The following is a 16,647-nucleotide window of genomic DNA, read 5'->3' as shown; positions in this document are numbered from 1 at the left end:
CCGACCATCCGCGCCACGGATGGCGCGGCTGAGCCTACAAGGATGTATTTACGGCGAGTCGGCTGAGCTGACCCTTTGTCCGCTGATGCCGGTGGCGCTACACCCCGCGTTCGTTATTCCAGATCAGGACGTGCAGCTGGGGCAGTACCCGGGCATTGAACCAGCGGTCGGCGGTGACCTTGTCCACCAGCCAGCGCAAGCGGGAGTTGAGCGACTCGGTGTCGGTTTCCAGATCCGGCTGCTCGGGCGTGGCCGGAGACGGGTTGCAGGGCTGCAGGGTCAGCGGCAGTTGCGGGTAGCCAGCTGCCACGTCCCTCGCCCACTGGTAATCGGCCTCGTCGGCGATCACCAGTTTGAGGCTGACTTGAGTCTGATCACCGGCTGCGGCCAGGCTGGCCTCGAACCGGCTGCGGTTGAAGGCCATACCGGAAGACGGCGGCTTGGGGCTGAGCGTCAGATGATCGAGCATCGCAAACCAGTCCTGCACCTTGCTGCCCTGGGTTTCCATGGCGAAGGTGTAGCCTTGGGCATGGCCCAGCTCGAGCAGTTCGGTCAGCGGCTGCAGCGCCGGATTGCCACCGGACAGCGTCACCAGCAGAGGATGGCCACCACTCAGGCCATTCACCTCGGTCATGACTGCTTCGGCACTCATGGGTGTCCAGTCGGCCTTGAAGCGAGGCTCTACCGCATAGAGGGTGTCGCACCAGCTGCAACGAAAATCACAGCCACCGGTGCGCACAAACAGGGTCGGCACGCCTATAAGGGCCCCTTCGCCCTGTATGGTGGGGCCGAAGATTTCGCTGATGGCGATGCTCATGGCCGGTACTCCGCCCAGGTCTTGGGGGTTTCCGAGACCGATACGGCGCTCACCTCGGGCCAACGGGCGCAGGCCCAGTCGAACAGGTGGCGAGCCAACCGTTCGGCGGTGGTGCACGCGTCACCCAACACCTCGTTGAGATGACGGTGATCCAGCTGCTCGTCGATGTAGTCCTTGAACGCCTTCAGCTCCAGATAATCCCGCACGAAGCCGTACTGATCCAGGGTCTCGCTTTGCAGTTCGATCACCACTACATAGTTGTGGCCATGCAGCCGGGCACAGGGGTGCCAGTCCGGCATCTGGAGCAACTGGTGGGAGGCGGAAAAATGAAACTCTTTCTTTATGGTGTACATTTATTCACCCTCGCCACCGCTTCCCGCCAGTATTGTTCATCCCGATAAGACGTCGGATCCACCACGCCCGCCAGGGTCATGGCTTCAATACGCTCCACGCAGGTGCCGCAGCGGCCGCAGTGAAGTTCACCGCCTTCGTAGCAGGACCAGGTCTCGGCCACCGGCACGGCAAAGCGCGCCGCATCCCGGGCAATCTCGGTCTTGTCGGCATCAACATAGGGGGCGTACAGGGCTACCTCGGCCACGCCGTCCAGCGCCCGGGCCTGCATCTCGCCAAACAGGCGGATAAAGTCGGGGCGACAGTCGGGATAGATGAAGTGGTCGCCGCCGTGTACCGCCAACGCGACTGTATCGAGGTCGCGGGCGGCGGCCACGCCGAAGGCGATGGTGAGCATGATGGCGTTACGGTTGGGTACCACCGTCAGCTTCATGTTTTCTTCGCTGTAGTGGCCGTGGGGCACATCTATGTCGTCGGTCAGCGCCGAGCCGGATAGCTGACGGCCGATGTGGCCGATGTCCATCACCAGATGAGGTATACCGAGCCGCTCGGCGCAAAGGCGGGCGGCATCGATTTCTTTCTTGTGGCGCTGACCGTAATCGAAGGTCAGCAAGGCACCGAGGGATTGCTCCGCCGCCAGCCGATAGGCCAGGGTCACGGAATCGAATCCGCCGGAGCAGATCAGTAATGCTTTCATATTGTGTCCTTGTTTTGTCCGGGTAGGCTGCGACCGGGAGTAAAAGCGGGGTGCATTTTAACGCCGTGGGCGGTGAGCGCAAGTCTGGGGGAATGGGGACATGATACACAAACTACCTAATCCCAAGTCCCTAATCCCTATTCCCTGTCATAAAAAAGGGCGCCGAAGCGCCCTTTAACATTTTACCGAATAAGCTTACTTGCTCACCGAGTGCTCGGCCAGGTATAGCCAGGTGTCGATCACTGTGTCCGGGTTGAGGGAGACCGAGTCGATGCCCTGATCCACCAGCCAGGCGGCGAAGTCGGCGTGATCCGACGGACCCTGCCCGCAGATGCCCACGTACTTGCCGGCCTTGCGTGCGGCCTGAATGGCCATGGACAGCAGCGCCTTGACCGCCTCGTCGCGCTCGTCGAAGGAGCCGGCCACCAGACCCGAGTCCCGATCCAGTCCCAGGGTGAGCTGGGTCATGTCGTTGGAGCCGATGGAGAAACCGTCGAAGTAGGCCAGGAACTTGTCCGCCAACAGGGCGTTGGAGGGCAGTTCGCACATCATGATGACCTTGAGCCCGGCTTCGCCACGTTTGAGGCCGTTTTCCGCCAGAATGTCGATCACGGAAGCAGCTTCGGTCAGGGTCCGCACGAAGGGGATCATGACCTCGACGTTGGTCAGGCCCATGTCGTTGCGCACCCGCTTCATCGCCTCGCACTCCATGGCGAAACAGTCACGGAAGTCTTCGGAGATATAGCGGGAGGCGCCACGGAAACCCAGCATGGGGTTTTCTTCGTCCGGCTCATAGGCGTCACCGCCCAGCAGGTTGGCGTATTCGTTCGACTTGAAGTCGGACATCCGCACGATCACCCGCTCCGGCCAGAAGGCACAGGCCAGGGTAGAGATCCCTTCGGCCAGCTTGGCCACGAAGAATTCGCGCGGGCTCTCGTAGCCGGCGATGATCTCGTCGATCTTCAGCTTGAGCTCGGGGCTCTGGGTGTCGTAATTCAGCAGCGCCTTGGGATGCACGCCAATCATGCGGTTGATGATGAATTCCAGCCGTGCCAGACCCACGCCGGCGTTGGGCAGCTGGGCGAAATCGAAGGCCCGATCCGGGTTACCCACGTTCATCATCACCTTGACCGGCGAGACCGGCATGGAGCCGACTTCGGAGGTATTGATGTTGAACTCGAGCTGACCCTGATAGATAAAGCCGGTATCGCCCTCAGCGCAGGATACGGTCACTTCCTGACCATCCTTGATGCGCTTTGTGGCGTCACCACAACCGACCACGGCAGGAATACCCAGCTCACGGGCAATGATGGCCGCATGGCAGGTACGACCACCACGATTGGTGACGATGGCGGCGGCCCGTTTCATGATCGGTTCCCAGTCCGGGTCGGTCATGTCGGTGACCAGCACGTCGCCAGGCTTGATATCATCCATCTGATCGAGAGAAGCAATGACCTTGGCGGGGCCGGCACCAATCTTGTGACCAATGGCACGCCCTTCGACGATCACTTCACCTTGCTCGGCCAGCGCAAAACGCTCCAGCACGTTGGTGTCCTGACGGCTGCGCACGGTTTCGGGGCGAGCCTGTACTATATACAGCTGGCCGTCGATGCCGTCCTTGGCCCACTCGATGTCCATCGGGCGGCCGTAGTGTTTTTCGATGATCACCGCCTGCTTGGCCAGCTCCATCACTTCGTCGTTGGTCAGCGAGAAGCTGCGCCGCTCTTCTCTGGTGGTTTCCTTGATGTCCACCTGCTTGCCGAGCTCCAGGCCTTCGGCGTAGATCATCTTCTGCAGTTTGGAACCCAGGGTCTTGCGCACCACCGCCGGGCGGCCGGCCTTTAGGGTTGGTTTGTGCACATAGAATTCATCCGGGTTGACCGCTCCCTGTACCACCATTTCGCCCAGACCAGTGGAAGAGGTAATGAATACCACCTGATCGAAGCCGGACTCGGTGTCCAGGGTAAACATGACGCCGGAGGCGGCGATGTCGGAACGCACCATGCGCTGAATGCCGGCAGACAGCGCCACACCTCGATGGTCGTAGCCCTGGTGTACCCGGTAAGAAATGGCTCTGTCGTTAAACAAGGAGGCAAACACGTGCTTGATCGCCACCATGACCGAGTCCAGGCCACGCACGTTGAGGAAGGTTTCCTGCTGGCCGGCAAAAGAGGCATCGGGCATGTCTTCGGCGGTGGCGGAAGAGCGCACCGCAAAGGAGGCCTGATCGCCGGCCTGGCCGGTCAGCTCGGCATAGGCGCCGGCAATGGCGCTTTCCAGTTCGGGCTGGAAAGGCGTATCAATCACCCACTGGCGAATGTCACGACCGGCATCACCCAGGGCCTTGATGTTGTCCACATCCAGGGTATCCAGCAAGTCATGAATTTTTGCGTTAAGTCCACTCTGCTCCAGAAACTCGTTAAAGGCGTAGGCGGTGGTTGCGAAACCGCCGGGCACCGAGACTCCGGCGCCGGCCAACTGGCTGATCATCTCGCCCAGAGAGGCATTTTTGCCGCCTACCCGGTCTACGTCCTGCATACCGAGCTTTTCGTACCAAATCACATATTCCTTCACTGCTACGTCTCCAACAAAGATGTTTCTGGGGGTTGCGTATCTCGCTCTGCATCATGTGCTTTTTGCAGGGCCCTGATTATTTTATGGTGCGGGTGGGCCTTGGCACCGAATGATTCTACAATGGCGCCGAAAAGCGGGTAAACGTTTAACCTGCGCCAATACCTAAAAGTGAGATCTGGAGGCCCCATGCACACGGTTTTTTATGTTTCTGATGGGACGGCGATCACAGCCGAAGTGTTTGGCCATGCGGTGCTGAGCCAGTTTCCCCTGCCTTTTGAGCATTTTACCATCCCCTTTCTGGAGGATGAAGACAAGGCCCGGGCGGTAAAAGCCAAAATCAACGACAGTTTTCATCAAAGCGGCAAACTGCCTCTGGTGTTTCATACCATCGTCGATACCACCCTGCGCAACATCATCACCAGCAGCGATGCCATGTGTTACGACTTCCTGAACACCTTTGTTGCACCCATAGAGCAACAACTCGGTGTCAAGGCCGATCCCCGCGCTCACCGCACCCACAGCATGGACAACAAGAAGCATTACGATTCACGTATCGATGCGGTAAACTACGCCCTCGACAACGACGACGGCGTCACCACCAAAGAGTATGACGAGGCCGATATCATCCTCGTCGGCGTGTCTCGCTGCGGCAAGACCCCCACCTGCCTGTATCTGGCCCTGCAGTTCGGTATTCGGGTCGCCAATTACCCCTTTATCGATCAGGACATGAGCCGGCTGGCCCTGCCCCCCGCGCTCAAGGCCAACCGTCACAAGCTGTTCGGGCTCACCATCGACGCCAACCGGCTGCAGGAAATCCGCCAGCGCCGACGGGCCGACAGCCGCTACTCCGCCGCCGAACAGTGCCGATACGAGCTGAGCCAGGTGGAGCGTATGTTCCGCATGGAGGCGATTCCCTTTATCGATACCACCTATCACTCGGTAGAGGAAATTTCGGTCAAGATCCTCGAGCGCACCGGGATCCGGCGGCGCATTTATTGATTGAACACAATAAAAACATCATAAAACTGAGATCCAACCCCAGACATTGCACACAAAAACAAACAAAATGTTGATTTGATGTTTACAAAAATGTATACATTGCACCTAGAGTTTAACTCAGCACGGCGTAGAACATAACCTCGGTTATGAACGTGAACATCCGGTTGTACCCTGATTGCTGGTGATGCCTTTTTTAGTTGGCGAAACACAATCATGTGCACAGTCCGGTTTTCAACAGGGCCACCGGCGGCATAATGTCGATACCGGTGATGCGACCTGCTCCGCACACAAAAAACAAAAAAACGTGTGAGTAAGGAAGCCAAAACCTACTTGAGAAACACTCAGGACTTATTGCAATGAAACACAATCAAAGCAAGTCAGTATTCGATTACTATGGCAAGCCCTCTTTCGGCAAGGCCTTGCCGCTTTCGTTCCAGCACATACTGGCGATGATCATGGGTGCCGTGACGCCGCCGCTTATCGTGGCCGGTGTGGCCGGTGCCACCGCCCAGGAAACCATGCTGCTGGTGCAGATAGCGCTGTTTTTCTCCGGTGTGTCTACCCTGCTGCAACTCTACCCCGTCGGCCGCCTGGGTGCCGGCATGCCAACTATCTTCGGTGTGGGTTTCGCCTACGTACCCAGCCTGATTGCCATCGGCAGCGTCTACGGTATTCCCGGTATTCTGGGTGCCCAGATCGCCGGCGGCATTGCCATGATCATCGTCGGTATCTTCATCAAGCAGATACGCCACCTGTTCCCGCCCGTGGTGGCCGGTACCGTGGTGCTGGTGATTGGTTTGTCTCTGTATGACATAGCCATCAAGTACATGGCCGGCAGCGGCAACACCGCCGCCGAAGGCTTTGGCAGCGGTCAGAACTGGCTGGTGGGTCTGACCACACTGGCCGTGGTACTGTGCTGTTCACAATTTGCCAAGGGTTATTTTCGTCTGGCGGCCATTATTGTCGGCATTCTGGTGGGTTACACCATGTCGTTCTTCTTCGGCATGGTCGACTTTACCCGCCTGGCCGACGCGCCCTGGGTGATGATCCCCACCCCCTTTGCGATGGGCATCGAGTTCCATACCTCCGCCGTGATCTCCATGGTGGTGATTTGTATCGTCAACTCGGTACAGACCATCGGTGACCTGTCGGCCACCGCTATTGGCGGCATGGGTCGTGAAATGAAAGACAGCGAGTTGTCCGGCGGCCTGCTGGGTAACGGTCTGTGCACTCTGGTTGGCTCTTGCTTCGGTAGTCTGCCTACCGCCTCGTTCAGCCAGAACGTGGGCATAGTGGCCATGACCAAGGTGATTAGCCGCTACGTACTGGGTATTGCCGCCGTCTTCCTGATTCTGGCCGGTCTGCTGCCCAAGTTCGGTGCCGCCATGACCACCATCCCCTACCCGGTACTGGGTGGTGCCACCATCATAGTGTTTGGCATGATCACCATGACCGGTATCCAGCTGCTGGTAAAAGACGAACTGTCTTCCCGCAACATCACCATCGCCGCGCTGGCTGTGGCCCTGGCCATGGGTATCAATACCGTACCCGAAGCCATTGCCCAGCTACCCGACACCGCCCGCATGCTGATTGGCTCGCCGGTTATCGTGGCTGCTACCGTCGCCTTTGTACTGAACATGATTCTGCCGCAAAAGTCGCTGAAAGACGAAGCCCGCGAGCGCGAGCAGATCGAGCGGGAAATGAACGGTGGTGATGGTGGCGAAAAGTGTGATGCCAGCTTTCAGAACAAAGACATGAAGATGGAAGCCAGCAACTGAAAGGGTAAGCCTGAAGGCAAGGATGAATACCCATAACTGCTGATGTTCCTGTTAAAAGCCGGTCTGATGACCGGCTTTTTGTCTGAACTCCGGAGACGAGATTGTAGGCGCCGCTTTAGGCGCCGCTTTAGGCGCCGCTTTAGGCGCCGCTTTAGGCGCCGCTTTAGGCGCCGCTTTAGGCGCCGCTTTAGGCGCCGCTTTAGGCGCCGCTTTAGGCGCCGCTTTAGGCGCCGCTTTAGGCGCCGCTTTAGGCGCCGCTTTAGGCGCCGCTTTAGGCGCCGCTTTAGGCGCCGCTTTAGGCGCCGCTTTAGGCGCCGCTTTAGGCGCCGCTTTAGGCGCCGCTTTAGGCGCCGCTTTAGGCGGCGCAAGCCTGCAGGCAACGCATGTCTGTAAGAACTGCATATCGCCTGAAGGGCTTGTGTGGTCTGATCCGCCAGCTGAAGCGGCGGCTACAAAAACCGTAAGCCAGCCCGTCCCATAGAGTTCTGGACCGCTAGGTCTGCGTATCCCCCTTGGCCGAATAAATTCTACCCTGCGCCTGATCATTCATTACAGCCGCTCGAAGCCGGCTTATTTCAGCTTCCACACCGTCATCTCGGCCAGGGTGTGCTGAAACTTGCGCCGGGTTTCGCGGATCACGAAGGGAATGTCCTGCTGCCCCGCCAGATCGAAGCGCTCGCTCAGGGTCGCTTTCAGGCCATCCAGGGTGGTGGAATTCTCGCCGTTGATCTTGATGCCGCCCAGCCATTTGGCTTTGGGGGTATATTCTTCCAGCCAGGTGTAGGGTGAGGTCAGCACCAGGTAGCCATCGGTATTCAGCCGATCGTGTACCTGGCTCAGGAACAACTCCGGATCGTAGAGCCGGTCGATGAGGTTGCCGCAGAAGATCAGATCATAACCGGTAAAACGGGGCTTGAGGTTACATGCATCGCCCTGCACAAAATCAATCTTGTCGGCCAGCCCGGCATAGCCCAGCTCACCGAGGCTGGTTTCCTTGAATTCCACCAGCTCCCCTTCGGTGGGAATGGCAAAGCGGGTCTGGCCGCTTTCCTTGAGCTGAAAGCCCTGCTGAATGAAACGGGCAGAAAAATCGATGCCATCGACATGATCGAAGTGACGGGCCAGCTCGAAACTGGCACGCCCCACCGAGCAACCCAGATCCAGGGCCTTGCCCCGGCTCAGGCCCGGCGTCTGCGCCAGCAGCGCCTGCACGCAGGCCACCGGATAGTTGGGCACATTGAAGTAGCTGTCGCCATAGTGAAACTCCAGATACTGGACCACCAAAGCGTCGGTTTCATAGGTATTTACAGGTTCCACGGGTACCTCTGCGTGATCGGATTCAATGTATCGAAAGCCCGCATGCTGAAAGAAATGCCGGCGAAACGCATAGCGGGAATAACGGGTAGCCTCGTTGCCGGTCGAGATCCAGGAGCCCCCCTTGAACAGGTTATGGCGTCCGTCGAAGGTCGGGGTAGAAAAATCGTCATAGAGCGGGTGCACCTCGAAGCCGGGGAAGCCGTCTATCGGGGTTTCTGTCCACTGCCAGACATTGCCCATCACATCAAATAATCCCTGGTGCTCGAAGCGGTTCACCGGGCAGGGCGAGGCATGGTATTCCAGATTGATGTTGCCGGGTGCCTGTTCCCAGTCGGGCTGATCGACATCCAGCCGGTTGCGCAGCAAGGTCCATTCCGCCTCGGTCGGCAAGCGCACATAAGTGTCGCTCTGCTCCGCCTTCCAGTTGCAGAACGCCTTGGCCTCCAGGTAATTCACTTCCACCGGCCAGTTCAGCGGCAGCGGCATTTCCTGCCACAGGTTGCGCTGAACATACTCGCCGTTACGCTCATGCCAGAAGCGCGGCATCCTGGCCCCGGTGTAGTCCAGCCAGCGCTGTCCCTCCTCGGTCCAGTATCGAGGCTGTTGGTAACCACCGGCCGCCACAAAGGCCTGATATTCGCCGTTGGAGACCAGATATTTCGCCACCTTGAACGGCGGTACCGCCACGGTTTTATGGCCGTATTCGTTGTCCCAGCCGTAGGTCGCCGCCGACGCCGGCTTGCCGAGGGTCAGGGTGTCACCTTCTACCGGTAGCAAGGCGTTTTCCGGCGCCGGGCCCGACTCATTGCAGTCCGCCCACAGCGGCTTTGCATCCAGATATTGCAGCGGCAGCATGCGCATGATCACCGACGAGGTCTCGAGGTGAATGCGCTCGTGCTCTATGCCCATCAGCACTATCCAGGCCGGTGAGTCCTGGGTGATGGGCAAGGTCAGCGGCATCTCGGAGATCAGGCGGTCGACCAGCTCCCGCACCCGGGTGCGGTAGGCGCGAGTTTCGGCCACAGTGGGCCAGTCGTAATGGGCTTCGTTCAAATCGTCCCAGGACATTTCGTCCACGCCGATGGCAAACATCGACTCCAGCCGCTCGTCCAGCCGGCTGTCCCGGTATTTGCCCAGCAACAGCTTGTTGATGAAGAACACGGCGGTGTGTCCGAAGTAGAAGATCAACGGATGACGCAGCGGCTCCGGGAAAAAATAATAAGCCTCGTCGCTGTTGATGCAGTCGAACAGGCGCTCATAAAGGGTAAAGGTCTGATGAAAGTAACACTGGATTTCTTCCCGCTTCTGTTCGACCGAGGTGCCGGTCAGCAAGGGGGTTCGGGTCACCGCCTCTGCTAAAGTTTCCATGGCATATTCCCTGATTGATAACCGCTTTATTGTTGTTGGTCTGTAATGGTCAAGTAGCCTGATGCCTGCAACAGGCAGAGCCTGCACCCTGAGCATGAGACCCGCTAACGTCATCATCTCTTTCTGTTAAGCATAAACGGGATAACGCCACCACCAACAAAAAACCGGTTTCAAGCCTCCGGCCTTGTGCTATAAACATGGCCCCGATTTTTTCATCATTACAGGAAGTATCATGACTCAATTCGACAACGTTACCGTCATCAAGAAAGCCAATGTCTACGACGGCGGCAAGGTCACCAGCCGGGTGGTCAAATTCGCCGATGGCAGTCGCAAGACCCTCGGCATCATGCTGCCGGGCGAGTACACCTTCGACACCGCGGCGGCCGAGCTGATGGAAATTATCGACGGCGAGCTGGAAGTGCAGCTGCCGGGCAGCGACAGCTGGCAGACCATCAAGGGCGGCGAGTCTTTCGAAATTCCCGCCAACGCCATCTTCAAGCTAAAAATCCACAGCCTGGTGGATTACTGCTGCTCTTACTTCGAGTAAGACTTGAGCCAAGCACTCTGCCTTTCGGGGCAGGGTGTCTCCCCCCTCCCCAACCCCGCTATAGTTACCCCGTCATTCAGGGGAGAACCTTATGCGCATGTTATTGCTGTTACTGGGCTTGCTGGCCACGCCGCTGACCGCCGACGAATATCGAATTGAGACTCTGGCCGACGGGCTGCAGCACCCCTGGGGGCTGGTTGAGCTGCCCAATGGCGAGCTATTGATCGGCGAGCGCCGGGGCCGCTTGCTGCGTCTGAATGCCGATGGCAGCCGCACCCTTATCGACGGCCTGCCCGAGATTGCCAGCGGCGGCCAGGGCGGTTTGCTTGATCTGGCACTGCACCCGGACTTTGCCGACAACCTCTGGCTGTATTTCAGTTACAGCCAACCTGGCCCCGGTGGCGCCGGTACCGCCGTGGCCCGGGCCAGACTGACCGGCAACCGGTTGATTGAACAGCAGGTGATATTCGAGCAATACCCCAAAACCTCGGGCAGCGCCCATTTTGGCTCCCGCCTGGCCTTCGACCCTCAGGGCTATCTGTTCATTACCACCGGCGAACGTTACCACTCCCGAGACATGGCCCAGCAGCTCGACAATCATCTCGGCAAAATTATCCGGTTGCATGACGACGGCCAGGTGCCCAAAGACAACCCTTTCATCGACCGGCCCTATGCCCTGCCCGCCATCTGGAGTTATGGTCATCGCAACATACAGGGTGCCGCCATTCATCCTGGTAGCGGCGTGCTCTGGGCTCAGGAACATGGCCCTCGCGGTGGTGATGAAGTGAACATTATCAAGGCCGGCGCCAACTACGGCTGGCCGGTGGTGACCTTCGGTCAGGAATACAGTGGCGGCGCCATCGGTGAGGGATCTCACCATTCGGAGATGGAAGACCCACTCTGGGTCTGGGTGCCCTCTATTGCTCCCTCCGGCATGCTGTTCTATACCGGTAGCCAGTTCCCCCAGTGGCAAGACTCGCTCTTTATCGGTGCGTTGAAAGGCCGCAAGCTGGTGCGACTCACGCTGGACGGCGAGCAGGTAACACAGGAGCATCATCTGCTGAGCGAGCTGGGCAGCCGCATTCGTACCCTGGTGCAGGCTCGCGATGGCGGCATCTATGTGCTTACCGATGAAAGCAACGGCAAATTGCTCAAGCTGATGCCGCCGCTTTAGCTAAAGCGTTTTCTTCCGCTGATGGCACTACCTCAGGGCTGATTTTAGTGTGAAAATGCGTTAACCTTTAACAACTGTATTTTATTTCAATTACCTTTGTGAACAAAAAGGAATACATAATGAGTCAGAAAATCTGGAATGTGTATCTGTCCGGCGAAATCCACAGCGACTGGCGTGAGCGTATTATCGAAGGCGCCAAGGCCCAGGGCCTGGCAGTAGAGTTCAACTCGGCGGTGACCGTTCACGACGCCAGCGACATGGTGGGCGTGAACATTCTGGGCAGCGAAGAAGATAACTTCTGGCGCGACCGAAAGGCCTCCGGCATCAACAGCATTCGCACCTCTACCCACATCAAGCAGGCCGATGTGGTCGTGGTTCGCTTCGGACCCAAATACAAGCAGTGGAATGCCGCCTTTGACGCCGGTTTTGCCGTTGCCTCCGGCAAACCCATCATCACCCTGCATGATGCCGAGCACGACCACGCCCTGAAGGAAGTGGACGAAGCCGCCAAGGCCACCTGCCGCCATCCGGAACAGGTAGTGGAAATTCTGTCTTACCTGCTGTCCTGATGCTCAATCCCCCGCTCCGGCGGGGGATTTCTTTATTGCTGTGCCGGGTTCTGTCGGCTCAGACCCTTCCCGCCCGGATATTCCAGCCGCTTCTGTTTTACACTTGCCGTGATTGAAACAGAGGTACTTCCCCCATGAACAACTGGATGACCGCGCTGTTGCTGAGTCTGGCGATGCCGCTGATGGCAGCAGAACCGGTGTGGATAGATGTGAGCAGCCCCGAAGAGTACGCCCGGGAACATCTGGCAGATGCCATTCATATTCCCCATACCCGCATCGCCCAGGGCGTGACCGCCCGCTATCCGGATAAAACCACCCCACTCAAGCTGTATGACAGGGATGATCACCGGGCGCAACAGGCCTGGGAAGCTCTGCAGACACTGGGTTATCAGCAGGTGAGCGATACTGGTGGGCTGGATGAGCTCAAGACCAGAGGTTTCGCCACTCTACAGGCAGACTCGCTGCCGGAGCTAATCCAGACCGCCCCCCTCTCGCTTGAACACACCTCGTATACGGAAACACCGCCGTTACACTGACACCTACCCATGTCATGACTATTCCAGTAAACAGTCGATCTGTTTGAGTGTCATCTCAATCCGCACAAAGGGCCCACTCCGCCGTCGCCTGTGGACGTAGTCTGCAGGCAGCGCGGTGTACCAAAAGAGGCCACAGAGATTGCCTCTGGTGTCCGGATTCAAAAGGTGATCAGGCCTTGTCGATTTCGTGTTCGCGCAAGCCCACCTTGAGCACCTGGTCGCCATTTACGTCGGCCACGGTCCACACCATGTCATAACGCACGAAGTGATCCCCCACCACGGGGTGGCCGTTGCTGTGGGTCAGCATGAAAGCGCCCAGGTTCAAATCGGCTTCGCTCTCGTCCACGTCCACGCCATACATCAGCGCCACGTCGCCCATACGCGCATCCGCATCCAGAATAAAGTCACCGAAGAAGGCCCGCGCCTTGCTACGCGCCGCATCCAAATCACCGCCAAACATGTTGTTCAGGGTCTTGAGGTGATTGCTGCGACCGATCACACAAAGCACATCGTCCAGCGCCAGTCGGGTGCTGCCCGATGCCGGCAGCAGGTTGTCACCCCGAAACACCGCCGCCACCCGACAATGGGGCGGAAAGGTGAGCTGACGCACCACAACGCCGTCTATCGCCTCGCTGCTGACCGTATAGAGGAACATCTCGAAGTCGTCTTCCTGAAAAATACCCAGCATGGAGCGGCGCCGGGGCGCCGGCTCGGGCGGTACTTCCACCTTCAGCAGACGGGCCATCTGCGGCAAGGTAGAGCCCTGCACCAACAGCGAAATCAGCACCACGAAAAAGGCCACGTTAAAGATCATGGCCCCTTCCGGTATGCCCGCCATCAAGGGGAAAATCGCCAGCACTATGGGCACGGCGCCGCGCAGACCCACCCAGGAGATAAAGCCGAGTTCGCGCACATTGAAACGGAAGAAAGGCACCAGTGACACCAGCACCGCCATCGGCCGGGCAATAAAAATCAGCGCCAGTGCTATCAGGCTGGCGGGCAGCGCCATCGCCCACATGTCGGCGGGCGAAATCAGCAGCCCCAGCACCAAAAACAGCCCGATCTGGCTGAGCCAGGCCAAACCATCGAACACCGGCAAAATCGACTCCATGTGCCTCAGGCGGGCATTACCCACCACCAGACCCGCCAGATATACAGCCAGAAAACCACTGCCCGCCAGCAGCGCCGTAAGCGCAAACAACGCCAGCCCGAAGCCGGTGACCAGAATGGGATACAGGCCCGAGGCCAGCCCGATGCGTTTGATCAACTGCACCAGCAACAGGCCCCCCAGCACCCCGGCGATGGCCCCGATGCCGAACTGGGTCAACAGAAACAGCAGGGTATCGCCGGTGCCGTTCATCTCGCCGGTGATCAGGCCAATCAGAGTCAGGGTCAGAAAAATCGCCATGGGATCGTTGGTACCCGACTCGATTTCGAGCGAGGCCCCTACCCGCTGGTTAAGGTGCATGCCCCTGCCGCTAAGCAGCGAAAACACCGCCGCCGCATCGGTCGAGCCGACAATGGAGCCCAGCAGCAGACCGTGCATCCAGCTCAAGTCCAGAATATACACCGCCAGCAGCCCGGTAATACCGCTGGTGATCACCACCCCCAGGGTGGCGAGGCTGAGCGCCGGACGCAGCCCTACCCGAAAAGTCTCCATGCGGGTGCGCATGCCGCCGTCCAGCAGTATGATGGCCAATGCCAGGTTGCCGACGGCATAGGCCATCGAATAGCTTTCAAACTCGATACCGCCAGGTCCGCTTTCACCGGCAAGCATGCCGATCAGCAGAAAGATAAGCAGAATGGGAATGCCGGAACGCGCTGACAACAGGGTCGCCAGCACGCTTAAACACAGCAAAACCCCGGTCAGCAGAAAAAGATGCTCTATATTGTCCAATTAGTGAGTTCCGACAGGGTTTTTAGATGTAACTGTTATATCACAGCCGGGGGCATCCGTTGATATTGAATTTTTAGCCGTTTTTAAAAAATATATATGCAAAAAATATACATAATCTCCATTTTTCATGATGTGCGCGCCGCCTAACTGAATCTCACCCACCAAACAACATTCCCCCCGTACATCTCAAAGTGAATAAAAATTCCAAAAAAGGACTCATTTGATTAATTAAAAGGGGTTAAACAGGCCTTTCAAAGATTAAAATATCGACTGTTGTGCATATTTTACTATTAAAAACACATTATCCTGTTGCGGCCACGGCCCGCCTTCTTTAAAGTCCAGCGCTTCATTTACTTCTCAATCGACACCCGCAGGCCCTCGCCCGCCGGTGCAGATGCCGTTCAGGAAGGACACCTTGATGGAACAAACCCATATCAGCTCGCTGATCCCCATAGCGATCACCCTGCTGCTATCGCTTGGCACCCGCAACGTGGTGATTGGCCTCTTTGCCGGTGTAACCAGCGGCGTGGTGATGCTTAACGACTGGCACCATCCGCTCGACAATTTCGGCATTCTGGTCAAAGACCACCTGGTGGGCCAGCTGACCGACAGCTATAACGCCGGCGTGCTGGTGCTGCTGGTGTTTATCGGCGGCTTTGTGGCGCTGATGGAACAATCCGGCGGCGGTCAGGCCTTTGCCCGCAAGGTCACCCACTGGGTCAGCACCAAGTGCCGTGCGCAGGTGGCAGCCTGGTTGGGCGGCATCGTCATCTTCTTTTCCGATCTGGGCACGCCTCTGATCGTCGGTCCGGTATTCCGGCCGCTGTTCGATAAGCTCAAACTGTCGCGCCAGAAGCTGGCCTTCATCATCGACTCCACCGCCTCGCCGGTGGCGATTCTGGTGCCCTTTATCGGCTGGGGCGTGTACATCATGGGCCTGCTGCAAAAGGAATTTAATGCCCTTGAACTGCCGCTGACCGACTGGGAAGCCTTTATTTCGGCCATTCCGTTTCAGTTCTACGCCGTGCTGGCGGTGGCCATAGTGCCGCTGATTGCCTTCAAGAAGCTGGACTTCGGCCCCATGGCCGAGGCCGAACGCGCCGCCGAACGGGGCGAAATTTCCACCGGCCCGCAAGAGCAGCAGAGCCTGTTCAGCCACGACAACGCCCGTGCCTCTTTCGTGTGGGCGCCACTACTGGTGATGGCCGGCGTACTGGCCGCCATGCTGGGCCCCCTGGGCTTTCCGTTTGAAAAGGTATCGGGCTCGGTATTCCGCGCGGCCCTCTCTACCGCCTACTTCATGGCGGCCATGACCCTGATCATCCTGATGGCCAGCTACGGCGTGCGCCGGGTGACCGACGGCATCGCCGTGTATCTCAAGGGCATGGGCAACATGATGCAGGTGGCCATAGTGCTGATCCTGGCCTGGACCCTGAGCAGCGTGGGCAAGGATCTGGGCGCCGCCGCCTACATCGCCGAGCGGGCCCAGGCCGGCTTCCCCGCCTGGCTGGTACCGGCGGTGGCCTTCTTGCTGTCGGCAGTAATATCCTTCGCCACCGGCTCTTCCTGGGGTACCTTCGCCATCATGATGCCGCTGGTGATCCCCACCGCCGTGGCCATAGATGCGCCCCTGTATGCCTGCATCGGTGCCGTGCTCTCGGGCGGTTTGTTTGGCGATCACTGCTCGCCGATTTCGGAAACCACCATATTGTCGTCCACCGGCTCGGGCTGCGATCAGTTTGAGCACTTCCGTACTCAGCTGCCCTACGCCCTGCTGAACGGCAGCATTGCACTGGCCGGCTTTGTGGTGGCCGGCTGGGTAGAAAGCCCGCTGGTGTTGCTGGCCGCCATCGCCACCCAGCTGGTGCTGGTAGTGTTGCTGTCCCGGCTGCAAAGCCGTCGCCTGCAGGTACAGACCGCCTAATGATAAGGGGGCCGCGACATGCGGCCCCCTTTCTTCATAACTTTCTTTTATAACTGCCTTCATTAATTGCTTCATAAGATCGGATTGCCAGGCACCGAT

Annotated in this window: 13 protein-coding genes; 7 read left to right on the top strand and 6 right to left on the bottom strand. The window is 58.4% G+C overall.

Going from position 1 to position 16,647, the window contains the following annotated elements:
- Positions 1-97 precede the first annotated feature (97 nt).
- From queE to ppsA, 4 genes are all read right to left on the bottom strand, one after another.
- Entirely contained in the window at positions 98-817 is a 720-nt protein-coding gene (queE, locus tag UN63_RS01385) for a 7-carboxy-7-deazaguanine synthase QueE (protein ID WP_104484998.1), read from the bottom strand.
- On the bottom strand, positions 814-1,170 hold the full coding sequence (gene queD / locus UN63_RS01380; RefSeq protein ID WP_104484997.1) for a 6-carboxytetrahydropterin synthase QueD: 357 nt from the start codon (positions 1,168-1,170) through the stop codon (positions 814-816). The genes queE and queD overlap by 4 nt, the downstream gene beginning before the upstream one ends.
- Positions 1,158-1,865: a 7-cyano-7-deazaguanine synthase QueC gene (gene queC / locus UN63_RS01375; RefSeq protein ID WP_104484996.1), complete on the bottom strand. Its 708-nt coding sequence runs from the start codon at positions 1,863-1,865 to the stop codon at positions 1,158-1,160. The genes queD and queC overlap by 13 nt, the downstream gene beginning before the upstream one ends.
- 195 nt (positions 1,866-2,060) lie before the next feature.
- On the bottom strand, positions 2,061-4,439 hold the full coding sequence (gene ppsA / locus UN63_RS01370; protein WP_104484995.1) for a phosphoenolpyruvate synthase: 2,379 nt from the start codon (positions 4,437-4,439) through the stop codon (positions 2,061-2,063).
- Positions 4,440-4,625: 186 nt separating this feature from the next.
- Here ppsA and ppsR point away from each other — a divergent pair, with 186 nt between their 5' ends.
- Both ppsR and UN63_RS01360 read left to right on the top strand, forming a co-directional pair.
- Positions 4,626-5,438: a posphoenolpyruvate synthetase regulatory kinase/phosphorylase PpsR gene (gene ppsR / locus UN63_RS01365; protein WP_104484994.1), complete on the top strand. Its 813-nt coding sequence runs from the start codon at positions 4,626-4,628 to the stop codon at positions 5,436-5,438.
- Positions 5,439-5,794: 356 nt separating this feature from the next.
- Positions 5,795-7,216 carry a uracil-xanthine permease family protein gene (locus UN63_RS01360; protein WP_104484993.1) on the top strand — a complete coding sequence of 474 codons (1,422 nt, stop codon included), beginning with the start codon at positions 5,795-5,797 and terminating at the stop codon, positions 7,214-7,216.
- A gap of 570 nt (positions 7,217-7,786) precedes the next feature.
- On the opposite strand, the gene ovoA is transcribed toward UN63_RS01360, so the two are convergent.
- Positions 7,787-9,901, bottom strand: coding sequence for a 5-histidylcysteine sulfoxide synthase (gene ovoA, locus UN63_RS01350; protein ID WP_104484992.1), 2,115 nt, complete (start codon positions 9,899-9,901; stop codon positions 7,787-7,789).
- Positions 9,902-10,133: 232 nt separating this feature from the next.
- Here ovoA and ppnP point away from each other — a divergent pair, with 232 nt between their 5' ends.
- From ppnP to UN63_RS01330, 4 genes are all read left to right on the top strand, one after another.
- Positions 10,134-10,448 carry a pyrimidine/purine nucleoside phosphorylase gene (ppnP, locus tag UN63_RS01345; protein ID WP_104484991.1) on the top strand — a complete coding sequence of 105 codons (315 nt, stop codon included), beginning with the start codon at positions 10,134-10,136 and terminating at the stop codon, positions 10,446-10,448.
- A 91-nt stretch (positions 10,449-10,539) separates the two neighbouring features.
- Positions 10,540-11,622, top strand: a complete 1,083-nt coding sequence (locus UN63_RS01340; RefSeq protein ID WP_104484990.1) for a PQQ-dependent sugar dehydrogenase — start codon at positions 10,540-10,542, stop codon at positions 11,620-11,622.
- 119 nt (positions 11,623-11,741) lie between these two features.
- Positions 11,742-12,191, top strand: a complete 450-nt coding sequence (locus tag UN63_RS01335) for a YtoQ family protein (RefSeq protein WP_104484989.1) — start codon at positions 11,742-11,744, stop codon at positions 12,189-12,191.
- Positions 12,192-12,325: 134 nt separating this feature from the next.
- On the top strand, positions 12,326-12,727 hold the full coding sequence (locus tag UN63_RS01330) for a rhodanese-like domain-containing protein (protein WP_104484988.1): 402 nt from the start codon (positions 12,326-12,328) through the stop codon (positions 12,725-12,727).
- Between the two features lie 169 nt (positions 12,728-12,896).
- Here the strand turns inward: UN63_RS01330 and UN63_RS01325 are convergent, their stop codons facing one another.
- Positions 12,897-14,624, bottom strand: a complete 1,728-nt coding sequence (locus UN63_RS01325; protein ID WP_104484987.1) for a potassium/proton antiporter — start codon at positions 14,622-14,624, stop codon at positions 12,897-12,899.
- A 418-nt stretch (positions 14,625-15,042) separates the two neighbouring features.
- Here UN63_RS01325 and UN63_RS01320 point away from each other — a divergent pair, with 418 nt between their 5' ends.
- Positions 15,043-16,548: a Na+/H+ antiporter NhaC family protein gene (locus UN63_RS01320; RefSeq protein ID WP_104484986.1), complete on the top strand. Its 1,506-nt coding sequence runs from the start codon at positions 15,043-15,045 to the stop codon at positions 16,546-16,548.
- Positions 16,549-16,647 lie beyond the last annotated feature (99 nt).

It is taken from the genome of Oceanisphaera arctica (assembly GCF_002936955.1).
GTDB lineage: Bacteria > Pseudomonadota > Gammaproteobacteria > Enterobacterales > Aeromonadaceae > Oceanimonas > Oceanimonas arctica.
Note: the sequence above shows the minus strand (reverse complement) of the source record. Positions and strands in the feature narration are given on the sequence as shown.